15 protein-coding genes are annotated in these 20,495 nt (G+C 40.3%); 5 read left to right on the forward strand and 10 right to left on the reverse strand.

Features of this window, described 5'->3' with window-relative positions:
- The first annotated feature begins 31 nt into the window (after positions 1-31).
- Positions 32-499 (forward strand): Mov34/MPN/PAD-1 family protein, encoded by a 468-nt coding sequence (locus LM917_RS00930; protein ID WP_232695515.1) that lies wholly within the window; start codon positions 32-34, stop codon positions 497-499.
- Here the strand turns inward: LM917_RS00930 and LM917_RS00935 are convergent.
- From LM917_RS00935 to LM917_RS00965, 7 genes are all read right to left on the reverse strand, one after another.
- Positions 438-2,267 carry a peptidoglycan D,D-transpeptidase FtsI family protein gene (locus tag LM917_RS00935; protein ID WP_232695516.1) on the reverse strand — a complete coding sequence of 610 codons (1,830 nt, stop codon included), beginning with the start codon at positions 2,265-2,267 and terminating at the stop codon, positions 438-440. The two genes, LM917_RS00930 and LM917_RS00935, sit on opposite strands and share 62 nt — an antisense overlap.
- 846 nt (positions 2,268-3,113) lie before the next feature.
- Entirely contained in the window at positions 3,114-3,761 is a 648-nt protein-coding gene (gene udk / locus LM917_RS00940; protein WP_232695517.1) for a uridine kinase, read from the reverse strand.
- Position 3,762: 1 nt separating this feature from the next.
- Complete coding sequence (locus LM917_RS00945; protein ID WP_232695518.1) at positions 3,763-5,043, reverse strand: peptidase U32 family protein; 1,281 nt, start codon at positions 5,041-5,043, stop codon at positions 3,763-3,765.
- A gap of 82 nt (positions 5,044-5,125) precedes the next feature.
- Entirely contained in the window at positions 5,126-6,067 is a 942-nt protein-coding gene (locus tag LM917_RS00950) for a peptidase U32 family protein (RefSeq protein WP_232695519.1), read from the reverse strand.
- A complete protein-coding gene (locus LM917_RS00955; protein WP_232695520.1) occupies positions 6,064-6,717 on the reverse strand; it encodes an O-methyltransferase in 654 nt (217 codons plus the stop codon). Before LM917_RS00955 ends, LM917_RS00950 begins: the two co-directional genes overlap by 4 nt.
- 215 nt (positions 6,718-6,932) lie before the next feature.
- The gene (gene mltG, locus LM917_RS00960) at positions 6,933-8,030 is read right to left on the reverse strand and encodes an endolytic transglycosylase MltG (protein WP_232695521.1); all 1,098 of its coding nucleotides are present in this window, start codon (positions 8,028-8,030) and stop codon (positions 6,933-6,935) included.
- Positions 8,031-8,271: 241 nt separating this feature from the next.
- Positions 8,272-10,242, reverse strand: a complete 1,971-nt coding sequence (locus LM917_RS00965; RefSeq protein WP_232695522.1) for a methyl-accepting chemotaxis protein — start codon at positions 10,240-10,242, stop codon at positions 8,272-8,274.
- Positions 10,243-10,629: 387 nt separating this feature from the next.
- Here LM917_RS00965 and LM917_RS00970 point away from each other — a divergent pair, with 387 nt between their 5' ends.
- From LM917_RS00970 to LM917_RS00985, 4 genes are all read left to right on the forward strand, one after another.
- Positions 10,630-11,364, forward strand: coding sequence for a MurR/RpiR family transcriptional regulator (locus LM917_RS00970; RefSeq protein ID WP_232695523.1), 735 nt, complete (start codon positions 10,630-10,632; stop codon positions 11,362-11,364).
- Between the two features lie 132 nt (positions 11,365-11,496).
- Complete coding sequence (mngA, locus tag LM917_RS00975) at positions 11,497-13,437, forward strand: PTS 2-O-a-mannosyl-D-glycerate transporter subunit IIABC (RefSeq protein WP_232695524.1); 1,941 nt, start codon at positions 11,497-11,499, stop codon at positions 13,435-13,437.
- Positions 13,438-13,453: 16 nt separating this feature from the next.
- The gene (gene mngB / locus LM917_RS00980) at positions 13,454-16,057 is read left to right on the forward strand and encodes a mannosylglycerate hydrolase (RefSeq protein WP_232695525.1); all 2,604 of its coding nucleotides are present in this window, start codon (positions 13,454-13,456) and stop codon (positions 16,055-16,057) included.
- A gap of 244 nt (positions 16,058-16,301) precedes the next feature.
- Positions 16,302-17,447 (forward strand): glycerate kinase family protein, encoded by a 1,146-nt coding sequence (locus LM917_RS00985; protein ID WP_232695526.1) that lies wholly within the window; start codon positions 16,302-16,304, stop codon positions 17,445-17,447.
- Positions 17,448-17,569: 122 nt separating this feature from the next.
- Here the strand turns inward: LM917_RS00985 and LM917_RS00990 are convergent, their stop codons facing one another.
- The 3 genes from LM917_RS00990 to ruvX all read right to left on the reverse strand — a co-directional run bounded on the left by LM917_RS00990 (position 17,570) and on the right by ruvX (position 20,478).
- The gene (locus tag LM917_RS00990; RefSeq protein WP_232695527.1) at positions 17,570-19,534 is read right to left on the reverse strand and encodes a methyl-accepting chemotaxis protein; all 1,965 of its coding nucleotides are present in this window, start codon (positions 19,532-19,534) and stop codon (positions 17,570-17,572) included.
- Between the two features lie 230 nt (positions 19,535-19,764).
- Positions 19,765-20,058 (reverse strand): DUF1292 domain-containing protein, encoded by a 294-nt coding sequence (locus tag LM917_RS00995; protein ID WP_232695528.1) that lies wholly within the window; start codon positions 20,056-20,058, stop codon positions 19,765-19,767.
- 6 nt (positions 20,059-20,064) lie between these two features.
- Complete coding sequence (gene ruvX, locus LM917_RS01000; RefSeq protein ID WP_232695957.1) at positions 20,065-20,478, reverse strand: Holliday junction resolvase RuvX; 414 nt, start codon at positions 20,476-20,478, stop codon at positions 20,065-20,067.
- Positions 20,479-20,495: the final 17 nt, after the last annotated feature.

Genomic DNA, 20,495 nt, shown 5'->3' on the forward strand with positions numbered 1-20,495 from the left:
ATGAACTCTTTGTGTGAGGGGAGGAACTTTGTTGACAACCTTATATATTTCACAGCGTGCCTGGTCACAAATCGAAAAAGCTGTCCGGTTGTATCCCGATTTAGAAACAGGTGGCATCCTACTGGGGAATGAAACGAATGAAAAGGATTGGATCATCACTTTTGCAAGCGACCCTGGTCCTAACGCGTTACGGATGCAGAATGCAATCATGTTTGATGATTCCTATCTTCACCAGATGGTTAGGCAAAAAACCAGATTTTCCAATCGATCTCATTATGTAGGTGATTGGCACAGCCATACGGTATCGAAGCTCGCCCCTAGTAAGATTGACCGTGTTACATTTAATCAAAAAACCATTGAAAAAAAATACGGCTCCTCCTCTCCGATCATGTTGATCGTCGGGTTGAGCCGTCAGAACGAATTGAATGCCCGGGCATTTATTCACCAGAAGGGGATACGTCCTGTAAGGAAGATTGAGCTTCTTTCTTCCAAAGCCTAGAAAAAAGATGAGAGATCGCCTGGAATGATCGATTGGGTGACGTGACAGACTGATTCTTGGCCACGACTACAATCGCATATTCTGGGTTATCTACAGGCGCAAATCCGGCGAACCATTGATGGATAGCCGGCTCCCCTTTGTGGGTAACCTGTGCTGTACCTGTTTTTCCTGCAACAGATATGGGAAGGTTTTTGAGTGAAGTAGCCGTACCCTCTTGAATCACATTCCCCATCATCTTACGTAGTTTTTGCGAAACGACGGCATCCAGCCCTTTCACAGGCAATTCATTCTCTTGAAAATCAGTAAAAGAACTGCCATTTCGATATTCAATTCGCGAAACAAGTCGAACTTGCTTCGCTTCTCCTCCGCGTGCAATCATTGCCATCATGTTTGCTGCCTGTAGCGGGGTTATTTGTGCATCACGTTGCCCTATTGCTGTCTGAATTAGAATGCCCTCGTCATCAGTTGGTTTCTGATCAGCAAACAATTGCCCTTTGTGTTCACCATCCACCTGAGAAAAATTGTCCATTTTAAATAATTGCTCGGTATTCCAGCCATTTTTCATGGTTATACCCATTTTTTCCGCTTGTTGCTGTAATCGTTCTCCACCGAGCCGTTTTGCTACCTCCGCAAATGTGATATTGCATGATTCTGCAAATGCTTCAGCTAAGGTAAGTTTCCCATGTCCTTCTTTTTTCCAGCATGAAAAGCCGTATTTACCGTAGCTACCTGAACAATTGAATTCTTCTGTTGGAGAAACGACGCCATCCTCTAGCGCTGCTGCGGCAACTACTGTTTTCAGTACGGAACCAGGAGCAATTTGTTTAACAGCCTGATTCTGCCAATTTCCCTTGTCAATTTCCACATCATGAGGATCAAATAGTGGACGAGAAGCCATAGCAAGCACATCGCTTGTTGCCACATCCAAAACGATAATTGCTCCTTCTTCAATACCCGCCTGCTGCAACGCCTCTTCGGCAGCTTGCTGAATATCCAGATGAAGCGTAGTTTTGATCGTCAATGGATAAAAGCTGTTCTCTGCTTCTGAAAATCTCGTTTGAAGTCCACGTAACGGATTACCCTGTCCGTCTACATAATAAGATAACGTCGAAGGCTCCATTCCTTGTAAAAATCGGTCAAAGCTCTTCTCTATTCCAGAAGCACCTACGGCTGTCTCCAGAGTCATTTTCCCGCTTTTCCAATCTTCTTCATACTCTTTTTTGATACGTTCTGGATTTTGACTTACATAGCCAATTACGTGCTTGGCTACGCTAATAGGTGCATACCTTTCCGTCATCGTTACTGCCAAGATACCAGGAACCTGCAACTGGTTAATCTTAGTCATTTGACTCTCAGTCAATTCTATAATGGCACCTTTGTGATCTGTTAGAGGGGTTGGGCTTTTACCATTCTGAATGAGTTGAATGATTTGCTGTTCGGATACATTTGCTATTTTTGCAATTTGCTTTATGTTATCTGTCGCTTCAACACTACCTCTTGCCAAGGGAAAAATAATGAGCGCACGTTTTTCAATCCCGGTCAGCGGGGTCCCGTTACGGTCAACTATATCCCCTCTTCCACTGTTCAAGGTGATGGCTTGTTGTCTTTGTTTGACTGCTGCTTTTACCAGATCAACTTTATGGGGAGAAAAGGAATGGGTTGCCGCAATTTGAATCCACCAAAGCCTAACGATCAATCCCGAAAATAACAGGCTAACCAAAAGAAGAATCAAAAAACTGCGCCGTTTGGTAATCGATGTTCCTTTCATTTGTGGTAACTACCTCGTTTCGCTGTTCATTTCATCCTCATTATTGCCCGTTCACCAGATAGATAGACATAAAGGTACTCCTTTTTAAGTATCGTCTTGATCCTACTTTCGTGGAGAAAACCAGCTTCTCTTTTCACCCTTCGCTAAAGGTCTTCGCCCCGCAAGGGGTTAGACTGGCCGCTCCCCATCATTCACCGGGGAAGCTCAAAACGATGTCTTCACTGTAAGACTTGCTGGATCTCGCTTCTTATTCCCGATGAATAATGCTCCGCTGGGTCGGGCTTCGCCAAGACGCTCCTTGTGAAAAGAGAATCTGGTTTTTCATGCTGCAGGTTTTAATGCAAGTCTTATTAAACCCCTGAAGCTGTTAGCAGAAGAAGCACATTTTTTGTCCAGTACTATTTAAGGTCCTACCTAGCTACTGGGTAAAGAGTGCTGATAAGAAAAACTTCTATCGAAGTCTTTCGAAGAAGCTGGTTCTTCTTTAGCGGATGTTTTTCATGCGGATAAGGAAGCGAAGCCTAGAAGTTTATACATTCTTATACAGTTAAAAAGTGCAACCCATGAGCTACTTCGTAGCATCTACGACCTTTTGCACTTTCCGCACTCTTAATTGTGTAGAGAACAGTACATACTACCATGTTGGACCTTAACGAGTTTGCAGATTAGAAAACTTGGCTTTGCCAAGCCTTTGGCACAGGCAAAGCCTTAGTTGCACTTATGCTGATGAGAATTTTTATACATTCTTATCTGTCAAATAATGTGCTTCTTCTGCCTGTCCACTACAGTAGTCATTAAAAAAAGAACCCACAGTAGACTTTTGTGGGTTCTTTTTCGTACACGTTACTATTTAGATTGTTGTGTAATCGCCGTGCTCTCCAACAGGATGTTATAGATTTTAGTAGACAACAAGTCAAGCGCCACCTTATTGTAACCACCCTCTGGAATAATGATATTTGCATATCTTTTCGTCGGTTCAATGAATTGAAGATGCATAGGACGAACGACATTCAAATACTGTTTCACAACACTATTCAGGCTGCGTCCGCGCTCTTCGATATCGCGTTGAATGCGTCGAACAATCCGTACATCCGCATCGGTATCTACAAAAACCTTGATATCCATTAAGTCGCGAATACGTTGATCCTCAAGAATCAACATACCCTCCAAAATGATTACAGAAGCCGGTTGTACATGTACCGTTTTGTTTGAACGATTATGTTCTTTAAAATCGTATTGTGGTTTTTCGATTGCTTGATGGTTGAGTAGCTCATGGAGATGGGACAATAACAGATCGTTATCAAAGGCAAATGGATGATCATAGTTTGTTTTCACGCGTTCATCCATCGACATGTGACTTTGATCCTTGTAATAAGAATCCTGTTCAATCATCAGAACGCTCTGATCCATAAATTGACGATACAATTCTCGTGCCACGGTGGTTTTACCGGAACCGCTCCCCCCGGCTACCCCAATTAATACGGGGCGACCCATGCTATAGCTCCTTTCTCATCATGTCATATGGTTTCACAGGCTGGTCCACTTTGATCTTTACCAACTCCATCGGATGACGTGCTGCTTGCATTTCTTCATCCGTGACATGATGCCAAATTTTTTCTACCTTTTGTGCAAAGAATGTATCTGGACCAAAGAATTCCACGTTCGCTCCCACTTTGAAGTGGTTACGTACTTGTACCAAAGCAATCTGCGTATCTGGATCATAATCCATTACGAGCCCTGCGAAATCATAGGGGATTGGATGATTCGGCTCACCAAATATTTGCTCCTCTGTACTAGGACTTCCGTAGAAGAAGCCTGTAGATAGTGTACGTGGTGCAGCCTTGTAAACTTCATCAATCCATTCCTGCTTGATCTTGAAATTCTTCGGATCTTCATAATAAGAATCAATCGCTCTTCTATAGGCGCGTGATACAGTAGCTACATAGTGAATGGACTTCATGCGTCCTTCTACTTTTAATGAGTCAACGCCTGCTTCAATCATGTCTGCAATATATGGAAGCATGCTCAAATCCTTTGGAGACATGGTGTATTGCTCTTCACCTTCTTTGTAGAGAGCTTTACCTAGCTGGTTTTCTGCCTCTTCAAAGTTATATCCATCCTCGAACAGGTCATATTTCCAGCGACAGGATTGTGCACATCCGCCTCGATTCGAGTCACGCATCGCCATATGGTTAGATAATACGCAACGCCCGGAATAAGCAATGCACATCGCCCCGTGGATAAAAGCTTCAATCTCAACATCGACATGAGATTTAATATCATAAATCTCTTTCATGGAAACTTCACGAGCCAAAACGACACGAGAAATTCCTTCATCTTTCCAAAATTGAACCGAACGCCAATTCGTAGTAGAGGCTTGTGTGCTAAGATGCACCTCGATTTTTGGTGCGGCTTTTTTACATGCCTGAATCAAAGCAGGGTCTGCAACGATGACCGCATCGATTCCGATGTTTTGCAGTTCCTGATAATATTCTGCCATCCCGCCCAAATCTTCATTATGGGCAATAATATTGGTCGCCACAAAAACCTTCGCCCCACGCTCATGAGCGAATTTGACACCTTCGCGCATTTCATCGTAGGAAAAGTTATCCGCATTGGCACGCAAACTGTATACTTGTCCACCAATATAAACAGCATCTGCCCCGTAACGTATGGCAAATTGCAATTTTTCCAAGTTACCTGCAGGAGATAATAGCTCAGGTTTTGACACAACAGGTTGAAATCCTGTTTGATTAGGAGTTAGGATCGTGCTCATGCTACTTTCACCTCTCAATTAGTCACATATAACTTCACGTTTTTCATATGACAGTTTTGGTTTTTATCATGTCTCACTCATGTTAGGTATGGTATGGAATTGGTGGTTTATAATAAAATCCAGTATTTAATGGTCTGTTCTTAGGTTGAATCGCTTCGATTTGTTCCAGGAATTGAGAAGCTTTCTCGTAGTAAGTATCCTCATCCTCTGCACAAAGGTCAATGGCTTCCCGGTAGATTCGGGTAGCCTCAATCAAGTATTCAGAAGTGTGGAGGATTCCTTCGATTTTCAGACTATCGATCTCACCATTAACAAAATCAGTAAGTCCATCAATCATACAGATATCTTCTGCACTAATAATATGTGTACCATGATTATCTTCGTAAACTGGGTAACTTATGTTGCGACGTTTCTCTTCTTTTACATACATGCCCCGCTCCATACCAGTATCTTCTTGGTCCAGATCACGTCCTTGATGACCAAAGTATGCTGAAACCAGATCGCGACGAGATTGAAAAATACAAGTTGGTCCGTGTACCTGCGCTTGAATCTCACAGGTAGCTTCCAGTTTATTTTCTACAGTTTCATCAATGGTTAATTCACGTGCTAATACTGCGCGGCTTGCCCCTTTTTCCGCCCAGTAGTTAATTGTATCGTAGCTGGTGGACAGCATTTCCTGACTCCAATGTAATTGAAGCTTAGGTGCTACTTGTTTGGCAGTAACCAAAACTGCTGGATCACCAAAAACGATCGCATCTGCTCCCCAACTTTCCAGTTGGCGCAGGTATTCATCCAGTTCGTCCAGCTCTTCATTATGGAGCAGCGTGTTCACGTTAATATAAACCTTTGCCCCTTTTTTCTTTGCCAAACGTATGCCTTTTTCCAGCTCCTCCAGCGTAAAATCTCCCGTGTTACGAAGGCCATACCGCGTCTCACCAAAACTGAGAGCATCCGCACCTGCTTCAAGTAATGGCTCAATGTCAGCCAATCGTTTTACTGCTACTAATAGCTCAGGTTTTTTCACGTGTCACTCACTCCTCTCTTCTGCTTGATACTAACGGCAATTCCGTCTCCAATTGGTACAATAGAGGTTTCCAATTCTGGATGATCCATAAGAAAGCGGTTATAACCATCAATTTTTTCCACCATTTTTTTGTGGCGTTTACCTGCCTCTTCGGGGTTCACCACTAAACCTCGAAACAGAACATTATCCGTAATCACAAGACCGCCTTCTTTAACCAGCGGCAAATATTTTTCCAAAAAAACAGGGTATTGCCCCTTTGCCGCATCAATAAACAGGCAATCAAACTGGTAGGAAGGATCAAGTCCTTCTGTTGCATCCCCTTCAATCAGGGTAATGCGGTCAACTAGACCTGCCTCTTTAAAAGTCTGCTTGGCACGAGCGCTACGCTCTGTGTCCAGCTCCATCGTAACAATTTGTGCTTCCAAAGCTGCTTCAGCAAGCCAAATGGTAGAATATCCGATTGCTGTACCAATTTCACATATACTCTTCGGTTGTTTCATTAGAAGTAGTGTGCGCAAAAATTGAGCTCCCGCCAATTGAATGATAGGAATATTCTCCTGCCTTGCTTCTTCTTCTAATCTGGTTAAGAGCAGGGAACGTTGTGGTATTAAATTCGTTATATATTCCTCTATTGCAGGGTTTGTAATCAATACTATCGGCCCCCTCAACAAACATCGATCAATTCCAACATGAAAAAATTTTAGTTGCTCTATACATGTCAAGAGCATGCCGGAAAACCAGCATGCTTCTGGATGATATATTCTTTTCAATTTATATTATGAAACATTTTTAACCAAAATTTGTATTTCAGCTTTTATAACCGTTTTATTATAACATAACTCATTAAAACAGCCAGTATCTGTTTCTACCAACTACCCTGACTTTTTGCATTTTTGGACGCATGCTCCGCAAATGTTTTAGAGAAGTAATGCTCTTGTGTACCATCCTTCTTCGTAACGAAGAAGAAGTAATCATTTTGTTCTGGTTTCGCAACAGCGTCTAGAGAGGCGCGTCCTGGACTCGCAATCGGTCCGGGTGGTAACCCTTCATGTATATACGTATTATATGGACTTTCAACCTCTAAATCCTTAAAAGTAATTACGTCACGCTGTTTACCCAGTACAAATTGAACCGTTGCACAGGACTGTAGCTTCCAATTGTCTCGAATTCGATTGTAAAAAATCCCTGCAACAGTCGGTCTTTCTTTATCATTTACCACTTCACGCTCTACGATGGACGCCAAGTTAACAGCATCATCGGGCGTCATATTCCGTTTCTTTAATTCCTCATTCCACTCTGGTTTCCATTCCTTTTCAAACTGACGAAGCATGGTAAGAATGATCTCGTGCTCATCCGCTCCTTTTTTCACTTCGTACGTTTCTGGGAATAAATACCCTTCCAATCTATATTTTCGCCCTTCTTTCTTAGGTATAGCCGAAACAAAATCAAATTGAGAAAAATCGCCTTCATTTACTTCTTTCAAAAATTTTTCTCTGTCAATCAGACCTTTTTCAGCTAAGCCTTGTGCGATTTGTGTTACATTCCACCCCTCTGGAATGGTAAAGCGAACTACCTCAGCCTTGCTCCCTTTACTGAGGGTATCAATGAGCGAAGATACTGTTGGGCTACCGCTAAACTGATACGTACCTGCTTTTAATGTAGCACCAGTACCTTCATAGCGTACATAGTAGCTGAATACCGTAGCATTTTTTATGACGCCTTTCTCCTCAAGCTTGTTCGCTATCGAGGAAAGACTAGATCCAGATGGTATCTCTACTTCTATCTCGCCTGCAAGCGTAACAGGTTTAAGCTGTTGATATACATAATAAGTTCCTACTCCACCTACTACTAAAATAAGAAGGAGAAAGCCAATCAATCCTTTAAGTAAAATTCCGCTGCGTCTTTTACGCGAATGCGTTCTTTCTCCCGAGAAAGCTTGTCTATCTTCACGATCTTTTCTCAAGCCACACACTCCTTCTTCGATTACATCGCCCTTCATTATACCGTAAAGTAATCGGTCCTAACAGTAAAGAAGATGTTTTTTTCTTCCTAATATTTGACTTCTTTTTACCAGAAAATCTGTACGTTCTGTAACATAAGACCGAAAATAGGGCGTTCTTTCTGCCAACAGACAAAACGAGGAAAACTGGCTGTAGTAACAACCAATTTCCCCCTGTGACACTCTTACCTATTTCATATCCGCATTATAATGTAAAAGTAATGATTTGTGACTGTAAACGTTTTGCCATCTGAGATAAAGACTCAGCTGAAACACTAATTTCTTCCATGGATGCAAGCTGTTCTTCCGTAGTAGCTGATACTGTCTGTGTGCTGTTTGAAGCTAATAAGGTTACGTTTTTTACCGTCTCGATGTGAAGACTCATCTCTTTGATCCCTGCGGTCATTTCTTGTACAACATTCATTGCGTCTTGTACTTGTTCTGCCACTATATGTACCGAGCTTTCGATACGCTCAAATGCAACTCCTGCCTCTTGGATCACACGGATACCCTGCTTGGCTTCACCCGCACTCTTCTTTGTATGTACGGCTGTTTTATTCATCACTTCATGAATGAGACCAATTGTTTCTGTGATCTTGTTTGCCATTGCTTTTGATTCATCTGCTAATTTATTTACTTCATTTGCCACGACAGCAAAACCTTTACCATGTTCTCCTGCTCTCGCTGCTTCAATGGATGCATTCAGTGCAAGTAAATTGGTTTGAGATGCTATTTTGCTAATCATTTCTACAATTTCATCAATCGTAGCAAGATGAATTTGTAGATTAGTGATAGATTCTCCTACTTCCAGAACCCTATCATTAATGTGCAACATTTGATTTTCTGCTCGTTTCAATGCCTGATGTCCTTCTGTTGCTACCTGTGACGATTGTAGTGCAGTGATCGAAACAAGCTCGGAACTCTTGCTTATTTTGCCAGTACCTAGCAGTAACTGTTTTACAGACTCTTCTGTATCTGCCATGTTACTCACCTGAATTTCTGCACCTTCCGCTAGCTTTTGGATATTGGCTACCGTTTGCTGGGATGCTTCCGCTGATTGTTCTGCAGACTCTGCTAAATCTACAGAAGCAGAGGTTAGTCCGGTAGACATTTCAGATACCTCTTTAAGGAGACTGCGCAGTGAGCTTCTCATCTGATTAAAACTAGTGGCTACTTCCCCGATTTCATCGTGAGAGGTTATCCTAACTTTTTCTGTTAGATCACCATTACTAATTGCTCGCGTTGCCTCAACCAGACTGCGAAGCGGGATGGTAATAGAACGCACCAGAAAAAACATCAAGATAGAGCCAAAGAATAGTGAAAGCAGGATAACTACGACTGTTGTGACAAAAATCGGCAAAGCTGCATCCTCATATTCCTGCGTCAGGAAAGTACCAGCAATTTTCCAGCCTGTCTCCTTATTCGTTACATGAAGTACCTCTTGAGACTGATCTGACAATTGATAGGTGCCACTACCACTACCACTCTCAGACTCGAACAGACTATTCCATTCTGCTTCTACTTTTATTCCTGCCTCGTTTACAGGATGAGCGACATATTGTTTAGATTGATCAACAATAAATGCATACCCTTCACGTCCAATCTTCATCTGTTGGGTTAACGTGATCATACTCTTTAAATCGATATTTAATGCAATTACGCCTGATCCATCAGTAAGCATCTTTGATAAGGTAACGACCGTTTTATTTTGCTCCTGATCCTTATAGATGGAGGTGAGAACCACTTCTCCCTTTTTTTCCATTGCTGCTTCGTACCAATAGTTATAAATGAAGTCCTTGCTTTCCTTTTCCGCTATGTATGGTGATGTCTGAATAAATTCTCCATCCTTCGTAGCTACATACAGATTACTTACATGAGGATGAAGCCGTTTAAACTCTTCAAATATCTTTAATGTAGGTGAAACTTGTATCCTTCCCTTATCCTGAGTAGTAATCATTCCGGATAACAAGTGAAGAGACTGTTTGGTCGATCTGATAAGTGAGTCAAGTTGACCATTTAATTGTTCCACACTTTTTTGTGACTCTTGTTTCATCTGTTCCTTCACAATGCTACTGGCAGATTGATACGATATCCCACCAATTAATAAACTAGGTAAACTCAAGAGTAAGATGAACGTTATGATCAAACGCTTCTGGACACTTAATCTCGATATCATGCCTTTACTCCCCCTGGGCAATTCTCTATTGTGTACATTCCCCTCATGCTTTTACAGGTTATATTCTTTTTCAACACGACCAATTTGTATTATAGGGCTAATAAATTGTGAAAATTATAGAATTACATTAAATTATGATGAAGTTTATGAGTGAAAAATATACAAAAAATACACAATGGAGAGCATCCTTCTTGTAACAAACAGATTCACGAGAAAAGGGAAATCAGCTATCACTCCTACTAGCCAGATTTCCCATTTCAAGTACCACAGACCATCCTTGTTTCGAGCTCTCATTTCAATTAAGATGGGTGTAGCTTTTTCTCAATATACAGGTGGATATCGAAACACATATCCTATACATAATCACAGATTAGAAGGTGTTATCCCATGATGCTATTCGAAGAACAAGTTCAAAAATATGAATATAAATTAAATGATACAGATGATCAAATCGTTGAATATATCCTAAAAAACAAAGAAGAAGCTGTTACCCTCTCGATACAGAATTTAGCAGCTAAGCTTTTTACGGTACCAAATACGATTACAAGATTATCAAAAAAATTAGGCTACGACGGGTATTCCCAAATGAAAATTAGTTTAAAAGAAGAAATTTATCAGAAGAAAGAGCCTACGAAGGATAGTCTTTCTTTTAACATAAATAAAACGTTTAGCATCATCGATCAGGACAAGCTGGTGATCGTTTCAAAAATGATTCAGGAAGCTCATCGGGTCCTATGTTTCGCTGTAGGGGATACGACTCCTTTTTGTGAAATGATGGTGAAGTACCTTAAGGTTGCTGGCAAGCAAGCGGAATATTATTATCATCGCCACGATATGATTCATGAGGTCAACCACCTGGAAGCAACCGATATTCTTTTCCTCATAAGCGTGTCAGGTGAAACGCCCCAAGTATTAGACATGGCTCGGTTAGCTAAGAAAAGAGGAGCTCGCTTACTAACCCTTACGCATTTTTCTAAAAATTCCCTGCAGCAAATGGCAGATGCAACCTTGTATTGCTATTCTCCTGAGAAGAAATTAAATGAGTATAATATCACCGATAAAACCCCAGTGATGCTTGTACTGCGAGCATTGGCTGAAATGTATTGGGCTACAGCAAAATGATGTGTAGAAATACACATGAAAAAGAATTAGAAATTTATATCTGTGTAAAATAAAGAAGAAGCCAAGCTCTTCTTTTTTTTTTGCTACGATGTAACCATAATGATTCACAACTTTATGAAAGGGGTTACAAATATGTTATTAAGGAACTTAACTTCACCATCCTTAATCAGTACAAAACAACCTTTCTCCTCTAAAGAGGAAGTAATAGAGTATCTAATTAAAAAATTAGCGGCTGAAGGAAAAATACACTCTGAAGAAGAGTTTTATCAAGCCGTAATGGATAGAGAAGCACTATCCCCTACTGGATTCGAGGGTGGTCTTGCAATTCCTCATGGTAAATCACCGACTGTAAAAGAAGCAGCATTTGCTGTGGCAACACTTGAAAAGCCTATTGGTACATGGGAAAGCGTCGATCCAAATAATCAAGTTGAATTGGTTATTTTGTTAGCGATTCCAAAGGCGGAAGAGGGTTCAACACATCTTTCCTTATTATCAGAGCTAGTGACAAGATTATCGAACGAAGAATATAAAAACAACTTACTACAAGCAAAGACAAATCAAGAGCTTTACGAAAATCTCGATGCAGTACAACAAAAAGAACCAAGTACAAGCCATGTTGAAAAGCTAGATAAAACTGTTCTAGCAATCACCGCTTGTCCAGCAGGTATTGCACATACGTATATGGCGGCAGAAGCACTTGTCAAAGCTGGAAAAGAACTAGGTATCGATGTGTTTGTTGAAAAACAAGGTGCGAACGGTATCGAAGACCGACACACAACAGCTCTTCTTAAAAAAGCAGACGCGATCGTGTACGCGGTAGATGTAGCTGTAAAAGACGCTGAGCGTTTTAACCACCTTCCAAAGGTGAAAACAACAGTGGCAGCACCACTTAGAAATGCTCAAGACATTCTAAAAGAAGCATTGAAAAAAGCCGAAAATTCACAAAAATCAGAATACGGTGATTCAAATGTTGCTGAATACGAAACAGAAGATAAATCTGTAAAAACAGAAATCAAAGATTCCCTATTAACAGGTATATCATATATCATTCCAGTCATTGTTGCAGGTGGTATGACGTTAGCGGCGGCTGTCTTTATTTCACAAGCATTTGGTCTCCAAGAATTGTACGCACAAGAAGGTTCATGGTTGTGGCTATTACGACAACTTGGCGGATCACTATTAGGTCAATTAATGATACCTATTCTAGCGGCATACATGGCATTCTCAATTGCTGATAAGCCAGCATTAGGACCAGGTTTCGCTGCAGGGGTAGCAGCAAACTTAATTGGTAGTGGATTCTTAGGTGGGATGCTTGGGGGTCTATTGGCAGGTTATTTCTTAAAATACCTAAAAAAGACAGTACAACCAAAGGGTACATTCGCTGGATTTATTAGCTTCTGGTTTTATCCTGTAGTTGGAACACTTGTTGTTGGTTCAATCATGTTATTTGTAATCGGTAGGCCGTTGGCATTCTTAAACGAAGGGTTAATTCAGTGGCTTAGCGGAATGAGCGGAGCAAACGCACTTATTCTAGGTGCAATCCTGGGTGCAATGGTTTCATTTGACCTTGGTGGTCCAGTGAACAAAGCAGCATATACGTTCTGTATCGGTGCAATGGCAAGTGGAAATTTTATTCCTTATGCAACATTTGCATCTGTAAAAATGGTATCGGCATTTTCGGTGACAGGTGCAACTATCATCGGTAAAAAATATTTTACAAAACAAGAACAAGAAATTGGGAAACAGACTTGGTTACTTGGATTAGCCGGAATAACTGAGGGTGCAATCCCCTTCATGATTAACGATCCACTACGCGTTATCCCATCATTAATCGCGGGATCTGCGGTAACTGGTGCAATTGTAGCTTACTTTGATATCGGTTTAAATGTTCCTGGTGCTGGTATTTTCTCACTGGCATTATTACAAGGCCAACCCATACTACTAGCAGCTAGTGTTTGGTTCGGAGCAGCATTAATCGGTGCGTTAATTTCAATGATTTTGTTAATCATGACTCGTAAAAATAAGTTAAATAAAGAGCAACGAAATAAAAATATGCAACAAAATGCTGCATAAGAATGGAGATATCAGAATGAAAAACGTTCATATCGTTCCACATATGCATTGGGACAGAGAGTGGTATTTCTCTACAGAAGAATCTAGAATTTTATTAGTAAATAATATAGAAGAAATCATGGAGATGTTAGAAAACAACCCAGATTATCCTTACTATGTATTAGATGGACAAACTTCAATTTTAGAAGACTATTTCGCAGTAAAACCAGAAAATAAAGAACGCGTGAAAAAGCTTGTTCAGGAAGGTCGATTAATTATCGGTCCTTGGTATACACAGACTGATGAAATGGTTGTTGGCGGAGAATCAATTGTACGTAACCTTTTATACGGAATAAAAGATAGCGAAGAATATGGGGAATTTATGAAAATTGGATATCTCCCCGATTCTTTCGGACAATCAGCTCAAATGCCGATGATTTTGAACGGATTTGATATTACGTATTCAATATTCTGGCGTGGTACTTCTGAACGTCACGGCACAGATAAAACTGAGTTTTATTGGCAAACAGACGATGGTTCAAAGGTACTTGTACAATTATTCCCCCTAGGGTATGCAATTGGAAAGTATTTACCAGAGGACGAGCAAGAACTTCAAAAACGAATTGATAAGTACTTCACTGTGCTTGATCATGGGGCAACTACTGACAACATCATTTTACCGAACGGGCATGACCAAATGCCGATTCAAAAGAACATTTTTACCATTATGGAAAAACTGCGCAAGCTCTATCCAGAACGTGAATTTTTCTTAAGCAAATATGAAAATGTCTTTTCTGAGCTCGAAAAACAGAAGGATCTCCCTACATTGCAGGGTGAGTTTTTAGATGGTAAGTACATGCGTGTTCATCGCAGTATTTTTTCCACTCGCATGGATATAAAGGCGGCGAATGCAAGAATCGAGAACAAAATCACAAATATTTTAGAACCGCTTGCTTCCCTTGCATACAGTTTAGGCTTTGAGTACCATCATGGATTGATTGAACTTATTTGGAAAGAAATTATGAAGAATCACGCTCATGACAGTATTGGCTGTTGTTGTTCCGATAAGGTACATCGTGAAATCTGTAATCGATTCTTTCTTGCGGAGGAGAAAGTCGATCAGCTCATCAATTATTATAAACGTAAAATAGTTGATTCGATGGATACAGAAAAACAGTTTGATCGTCTTACCGCATTTAATTTACTTCCATATGAGCGTACAGAAGTTGTGACAACAAGTGTTATGACGAAATTAAAGTCATTCAAGCTCGTTGATAAAGATTCGAATGAACTTGATTTTGAGATAATTGAAAGTGAAATTACTGATCCAGGCTTAATCGATCGTCAAATCGTTCATTACGGAAACTATGATCCATTCATTAAGTACACCATTCAATGTAAAGATACCCTTCCAGCAATGGGCTATAAAACATATTTTGTCGTAGAATGTGATGAAAAAGTAAGTAATTCATTCGAGTCAACAAATAAGGTTGTAACGGAGTTTTACGAAATTACCGTAAATCAAAATGGAACGCTTAATATATTTGATAAGACATTAAACCAAAACTTTGATAATGTTCTTCTCCTAGAAAATGGCGGAGATGACGGGGATGAATACGACTACTCTCCCCTACCGAACGAAGAGCTACTATACAGTGATAGCGCCACCAATGTAAAAACAGAAATGAACCAAAACCAATATGGTGCAACAATTAATATCGAGTATACGTTAGCAGTACCATCTAATCTAGAAAAACGTAAAGCGCAAATCATCGATGGAGCAGTTGACGTTCATATCGTCATTACTGTTCCAAATCACAAGCCGGTTATTGAAGTGAAATTCGAGGTGACTAACTATGCGAAGGATCACCGTCTCAGAGCATTGATTCCAACAAACATTGCATCCTCGTTCTCGATTTCTGATAATCAATTCGGTTCTATTAAGCGTGATGTCGTTGATTCTGCTATACATGTGTGGGAAAAAGAGGGTTGGGATGAGCGTCCTGATTCAATCTATCCAATGCTAAGCTTTGTAGGCTTGTCAAACGACAACCATGGCGTAAGTATTTTAACAAATAGCTCAAGAGAGTTTGAAATCATCGGTGAGGAATTTGATACAATCGCGATCACCTTATTTAGAAGTATAGGCTTCCTTGGAAAAGAGGAAATGTTACGCAGACCTGGTCGTCCATCCGGTATCAAATTACCAACGCCAGATTCTCAAATGATCGGAAAACTCTCATTAGATTTTGCGATTACAACACATACTCTACAATCGAACGTTGCACGTATCGCAAAAGAGTATCTCACACCAGTGGAAACCTATAATAAAATACCACACGATGCGATGAAACTTAACAAAGCAGCTGTAAAGACACCATTAGAGTTTAGCTTTATTAATGAGGTTCAGCCAAACATTGTACTAAGTACGTTGAAAAAGGCAGAGAAAGAAAACAAATTTGTATTACGTTTCTATAATCCAACAGATGTAGAAGAAACAGCAGTATTCAAGTTCAACCGTGAGATTCATCAGGCACATACGGCAAACCTTAATGAAAAGGCGTTAGAAAATCTTTCAGTGAACAACAATCAAGTTCAAGTTAGTGTACAAACAAATCAAGTGAAGTCTATTTTGTTCTAACCATTAAGATAAAAAAGATTGTCTTCTTCCTACCATAGTGGAGAAAACCAGCTTCTCTTTTCACTCTTCGCTAAAAGTCTTCGCCCCGCAAGGGGTTAGACTGTCCGCTCCTTGTGAAAAGAGAAACTGGTTTTTCATGCTTTTGGTTTTATTATGTTTTTTCCACTGCTGCCAGTCCGCTACAGCTGTCATTATTATAAAAACTTTTAATTGTCTCTTATACGTATGGGAAGGAAGCGGTAACGTGAAAGTACTAATTGCAATTGATTCTTTTAAAGGTAGTCTCTCTTCTTTGGATTGCAGCAAAGCGATTACCGAAGGAATTAAAGATGTGTACGATAACGCCGAGATTATCACCTTTCCGTTAGCTGATGGTGGGGAAGGTACAGTTGAAGCGCTTGTTCAGGCGACTAAAGGTACATTCGTTGAAAAAGAAGTGATTGGTCCCCTAGGAACTCTGGTTCCTGCGGTATATGGAATATTGGGAAATAACCATACAGCTGTTATTGAAGTGGCCGCAGCATGTGGATTGCCATTGGTTCCTGAAAATAAACGGAATCCTTATTTCACTACAACCTATGGTGTTGGTCAGCTTATTTGTGACGCAATTGAAAAAGGGTGTAAAGAATTTGTAATTGGTCTTGGTGGAAGTGCAACAAATGACGCAGGTGTTGGAATGCTTCAAGCTTTGGGCTTTTCCTTCCTTGATGAGAATAACAAGGAAGTTTCATATGGAGGGTATGAGTTACAAAAAATTCGTGCAATGGATTCGTCCCACGTTCACCATTCTATAAAGAATTGTACATTTAAAGTAGCTTGTGATGTTACCAATCCTCTTCATGGTAAAAATGGAGCTGCCTATATTTTTGGACATCAAAAAGGTGCAACAACCGAAATGGTCAAAGAACTAGATGCTGGGTTAGAACACTTTGCACATGTCGCGTTTCGTGAATTGAATAAAGATGTCCAAAATATTGCGGGTGCAGGTGCCGCAGGTGGACTAGGTGCTGCCTTTGCTGGATTCCTTGATGCGCAGTTACTATCAGGTGTAGAGTTAGTATTAGAAACCATAGGATTGGAAGAAAAGATAAGTGACGTTGACATAATGATTACAGGAGAAGGAAAACTAGATGGTCAAACTTCTATGGGCAAAGCACCGTTAGGAGTTGCACAAGTAGCAGCAAAACACGATATTCCGGTTATTGCATTAGCTGGTGGTGTGACAAAGCAGGCTTTTACATTAAATGAAATGGGTATCACCTCCTTCTTTTCTATCACAAATGAACCGATGTCACTTGAGAAAGCGATGGATTCGACTACTACATTCGATAACTTAAGAATGACAACCAAACAATTATTCCGCTTTCTTGCGGCCGTAAAGAAATGTTAGGTAGAGGCAAAGCTGAAATAATTATTTCGCATTCATAAAAGATAGCGCAGCCAACAATGGATTTATGTTGGCTGCGTTCTTTTGTTCCACGTAATTCCTATCTTCTTCGTTCATCTCGTAACCTATAATTTAAATTTAATAATCTGCGATTGTAATCGTTCTGCCATTTGAGATAAGGATTCGGCAGACGTGCTGATTTCTTCCATAGATGCCAGTTGCTCCTCTGTTGTTGCAGAGACGGATTGTGTACCATCCGCAGCCAGCTCCGTGATATGCTTCACCTTATCCATATTGAGACTCATCTCTCTAATTCCAATTATTACCTCTTGAGTAATAGATATAGCGTTCTGGATGTGTGTTCCCACACTTTGTACAGAATTCTCTATACGGTGAAAGGCTACTCCCGCATCTTGAATAACAGTGATTCCTTGGTTTACGTCCTCTACACTTTTTTCTGTATTACTTGCTGTTTGATAAACTTCATTTTGAATAATGGCGATTGTTTCGGCAATTTTATTAGCCATTGATGAAGATTCATCTGCCAGTTTACTTACCTCACTCGCTACTACAGCAAATCCTCTGCCGTGTTCACCAGCTCGAGCTGCTTCGATCGATGCATTGAGTGCCAGTAAATTCGTCTGAGCAGCAATATCACTGATGGATTTTACAATATCATCAATATTACTAATATTACTTTGTAAGCCCACCATAGAATTTCCTAGATTAGTAACACTGTTGTTAATCCGATTCATCTGTTCTTCAACGATTTGTAATGCTTTATTCCCCTCTGCAGCAATTTCTGATGATTCAGAAGCGGACTGAGAAATAAGCTTCGAGCTTTCTGTAATTCGATTAACTCCGCTAATTAAATCTCGTACCGTTTGATCCGCTTCTTGAATGCTATTAACCTGTACTTCCACACCTTCGGCTAACAGCTGAATGTTTTCCGCTGTTTGTTGAGAGGCTTCCGCTGACTGCTCAGCTGCATCCGCCAACTCCTGAGAAGAAGAAGTAAGTGCTATCGTCATTTCTTTTACATCCTGAAGTAAAGTTCGTAACGACCTACTCATCTGGTTAAAGCTGTTTCCTACCTCTCCAATCTCGTCATTAGTGGTAATTTGTAAGCTTTCAGTCAAGTCACCTTTGCTAATTGCCTCGGAAGTTTTAACTAATTGGTGAAGAGGTTTTGTAATAGATCTAATAATGAAAAACAATGCAAGTGAGCCCACTACTATTGAGGCAACTATAACAATAAAAGTAGTAGTAAATATTGGACTAGCTGCTTCTCCAAACTCCGAACTTACAAACAAACCTGCTATTTTCCATCCTGTTTTTTCATTCGTACCGAAAATTACTTCTGTAGAATCTCCTTGATTATCGTAAGTAAGCTTTCCTTGTTCATTCTCAAACAGCAATGTACCGAGCTCATTCGAACTTTCTGTCCCTGCTGTTATTGTAGGATGTGAAATATACCTCTTTTGAGCATCAATGATGACAGGGTAACCAGCTTGACCAATTTTTGTATTCTCTGCTATTCGAATGATGCTCTCCAAGTTGATATCAAGCGCTACAACCCCAGAACCATCTTCTAATGCTCTCGAAACGGTTACTACCATTGTGTCATTTCCTGCGTCAATATATGGGGGGATGATAATCGTTTCCCCTCTTCGTTCCATAGCAGCGATGTACCAATCGCGTGTCGTTGGATCATAACCTTCCGGCCGTTCCAATACTGGTGATTGAAAAAAGCGACCATCTTTACTCCCCAGATATGTATTGATTGAACCAGAATGGCTTTGCTGAAATTTATCGAGAACCGCTTGAGTAGGCGAACCATTCCCAACAATTTCATCATTCATCGTTATATACTTTGATAAAAATGTAACGTTTTCCTGACTAGATTTAATAAGCGCATCAATTTGCTCATTTAATGCTGAAATACTTATTACTGACTGCTGTTCAATCTGTTTTTTGACAATAGAACTAGCAGACAAGTAGGAAAATGTTCCAATTATCATGGTAGGGATGCACAAAATCAGCGCAAACGACAACACTAATCTCATCCTTACACTTATTCGTTTTTGCATTTTTTTCCTCCTAATGTAGTGTCATGGCGTTTGGAATAATGGATCTTGCATAATTAATTTATCGGTAAATAAACATTTGTATAATAGTAGTATTTTAGAAATTATGTGAATAATATTACATATAAAAGCATTTATCCAATTTTTGTACATTTTTCGTGACAAACAAAAAAGCATCCCAAGCGACCAGCCTAAGCTTAGGTCTCTTAAGATGCCTGTATTTAAACCTGCAATTACTCGTTATCCAGTTCAGAAATCAAGGTTTCAAATGTAGCTTCCACTGCATCCCACTCATCATCGTCCTCGATTGGCTCCAATATATCATTGCCTTCTAGACGAAGGAAGTGTACCTCGTACTCCTCTTCATCTTCCTGGTCAACAGGAACAAGAACCAAATAATTCTTATCCTTTACTTCCAGCTTATACATGATCCGGAAATCACGGGAGGATTCATCGTTCTCTCCTTCCTCCACCAATCCAATCACATCGCCTACTTCATACTCTTCTTGTTGAAAATCTTCGCTCATAGCAATTCACCTCGAGTTGGCATCCAGATATCCTTGCAGGATAAGCACTGCTGCCATTTTATCAATCACTTTTTTTCTTTTTTGGCGGCTGACATCTGCTGAGATCAACATTTTTTCAGCAGCCATCGTAGTAAGTCTCTCATCCCAAAGATGAGAAGGCAAGCCCGTCCGCTCTGATAAATCTTTAGCAAAAGCCTGACAGTACTCTCCTTTTGGACCAATTGTCCCATTCATATTTTTAGGAAGACCTACTACGAACGCTTCTACCTGGTACATTGCAACCCAGTGTTCAAGACGGGCGTAATCCCGCTCTTTGGAAGCCCTTTTAATTGTTTCCAATCCTTGAGCAGTCCAACCCATCTCATCACTAATTGCAACACCGATGGTTTTTTCGCCCACATCTAATCCAAGTATTCGCATCATTATCTCCTATGATC

Origin of the sequence: Brevibacillus daliensis, from assembly GCF_021245735.1 — a bacterium.
Taxonomy (GTDB): Bacteria; Bacillota; Bacilli; order Brevibacillales; family Brevibacillaceae; genus Brevibacillus_B; species Brevibacillus_B daliensis.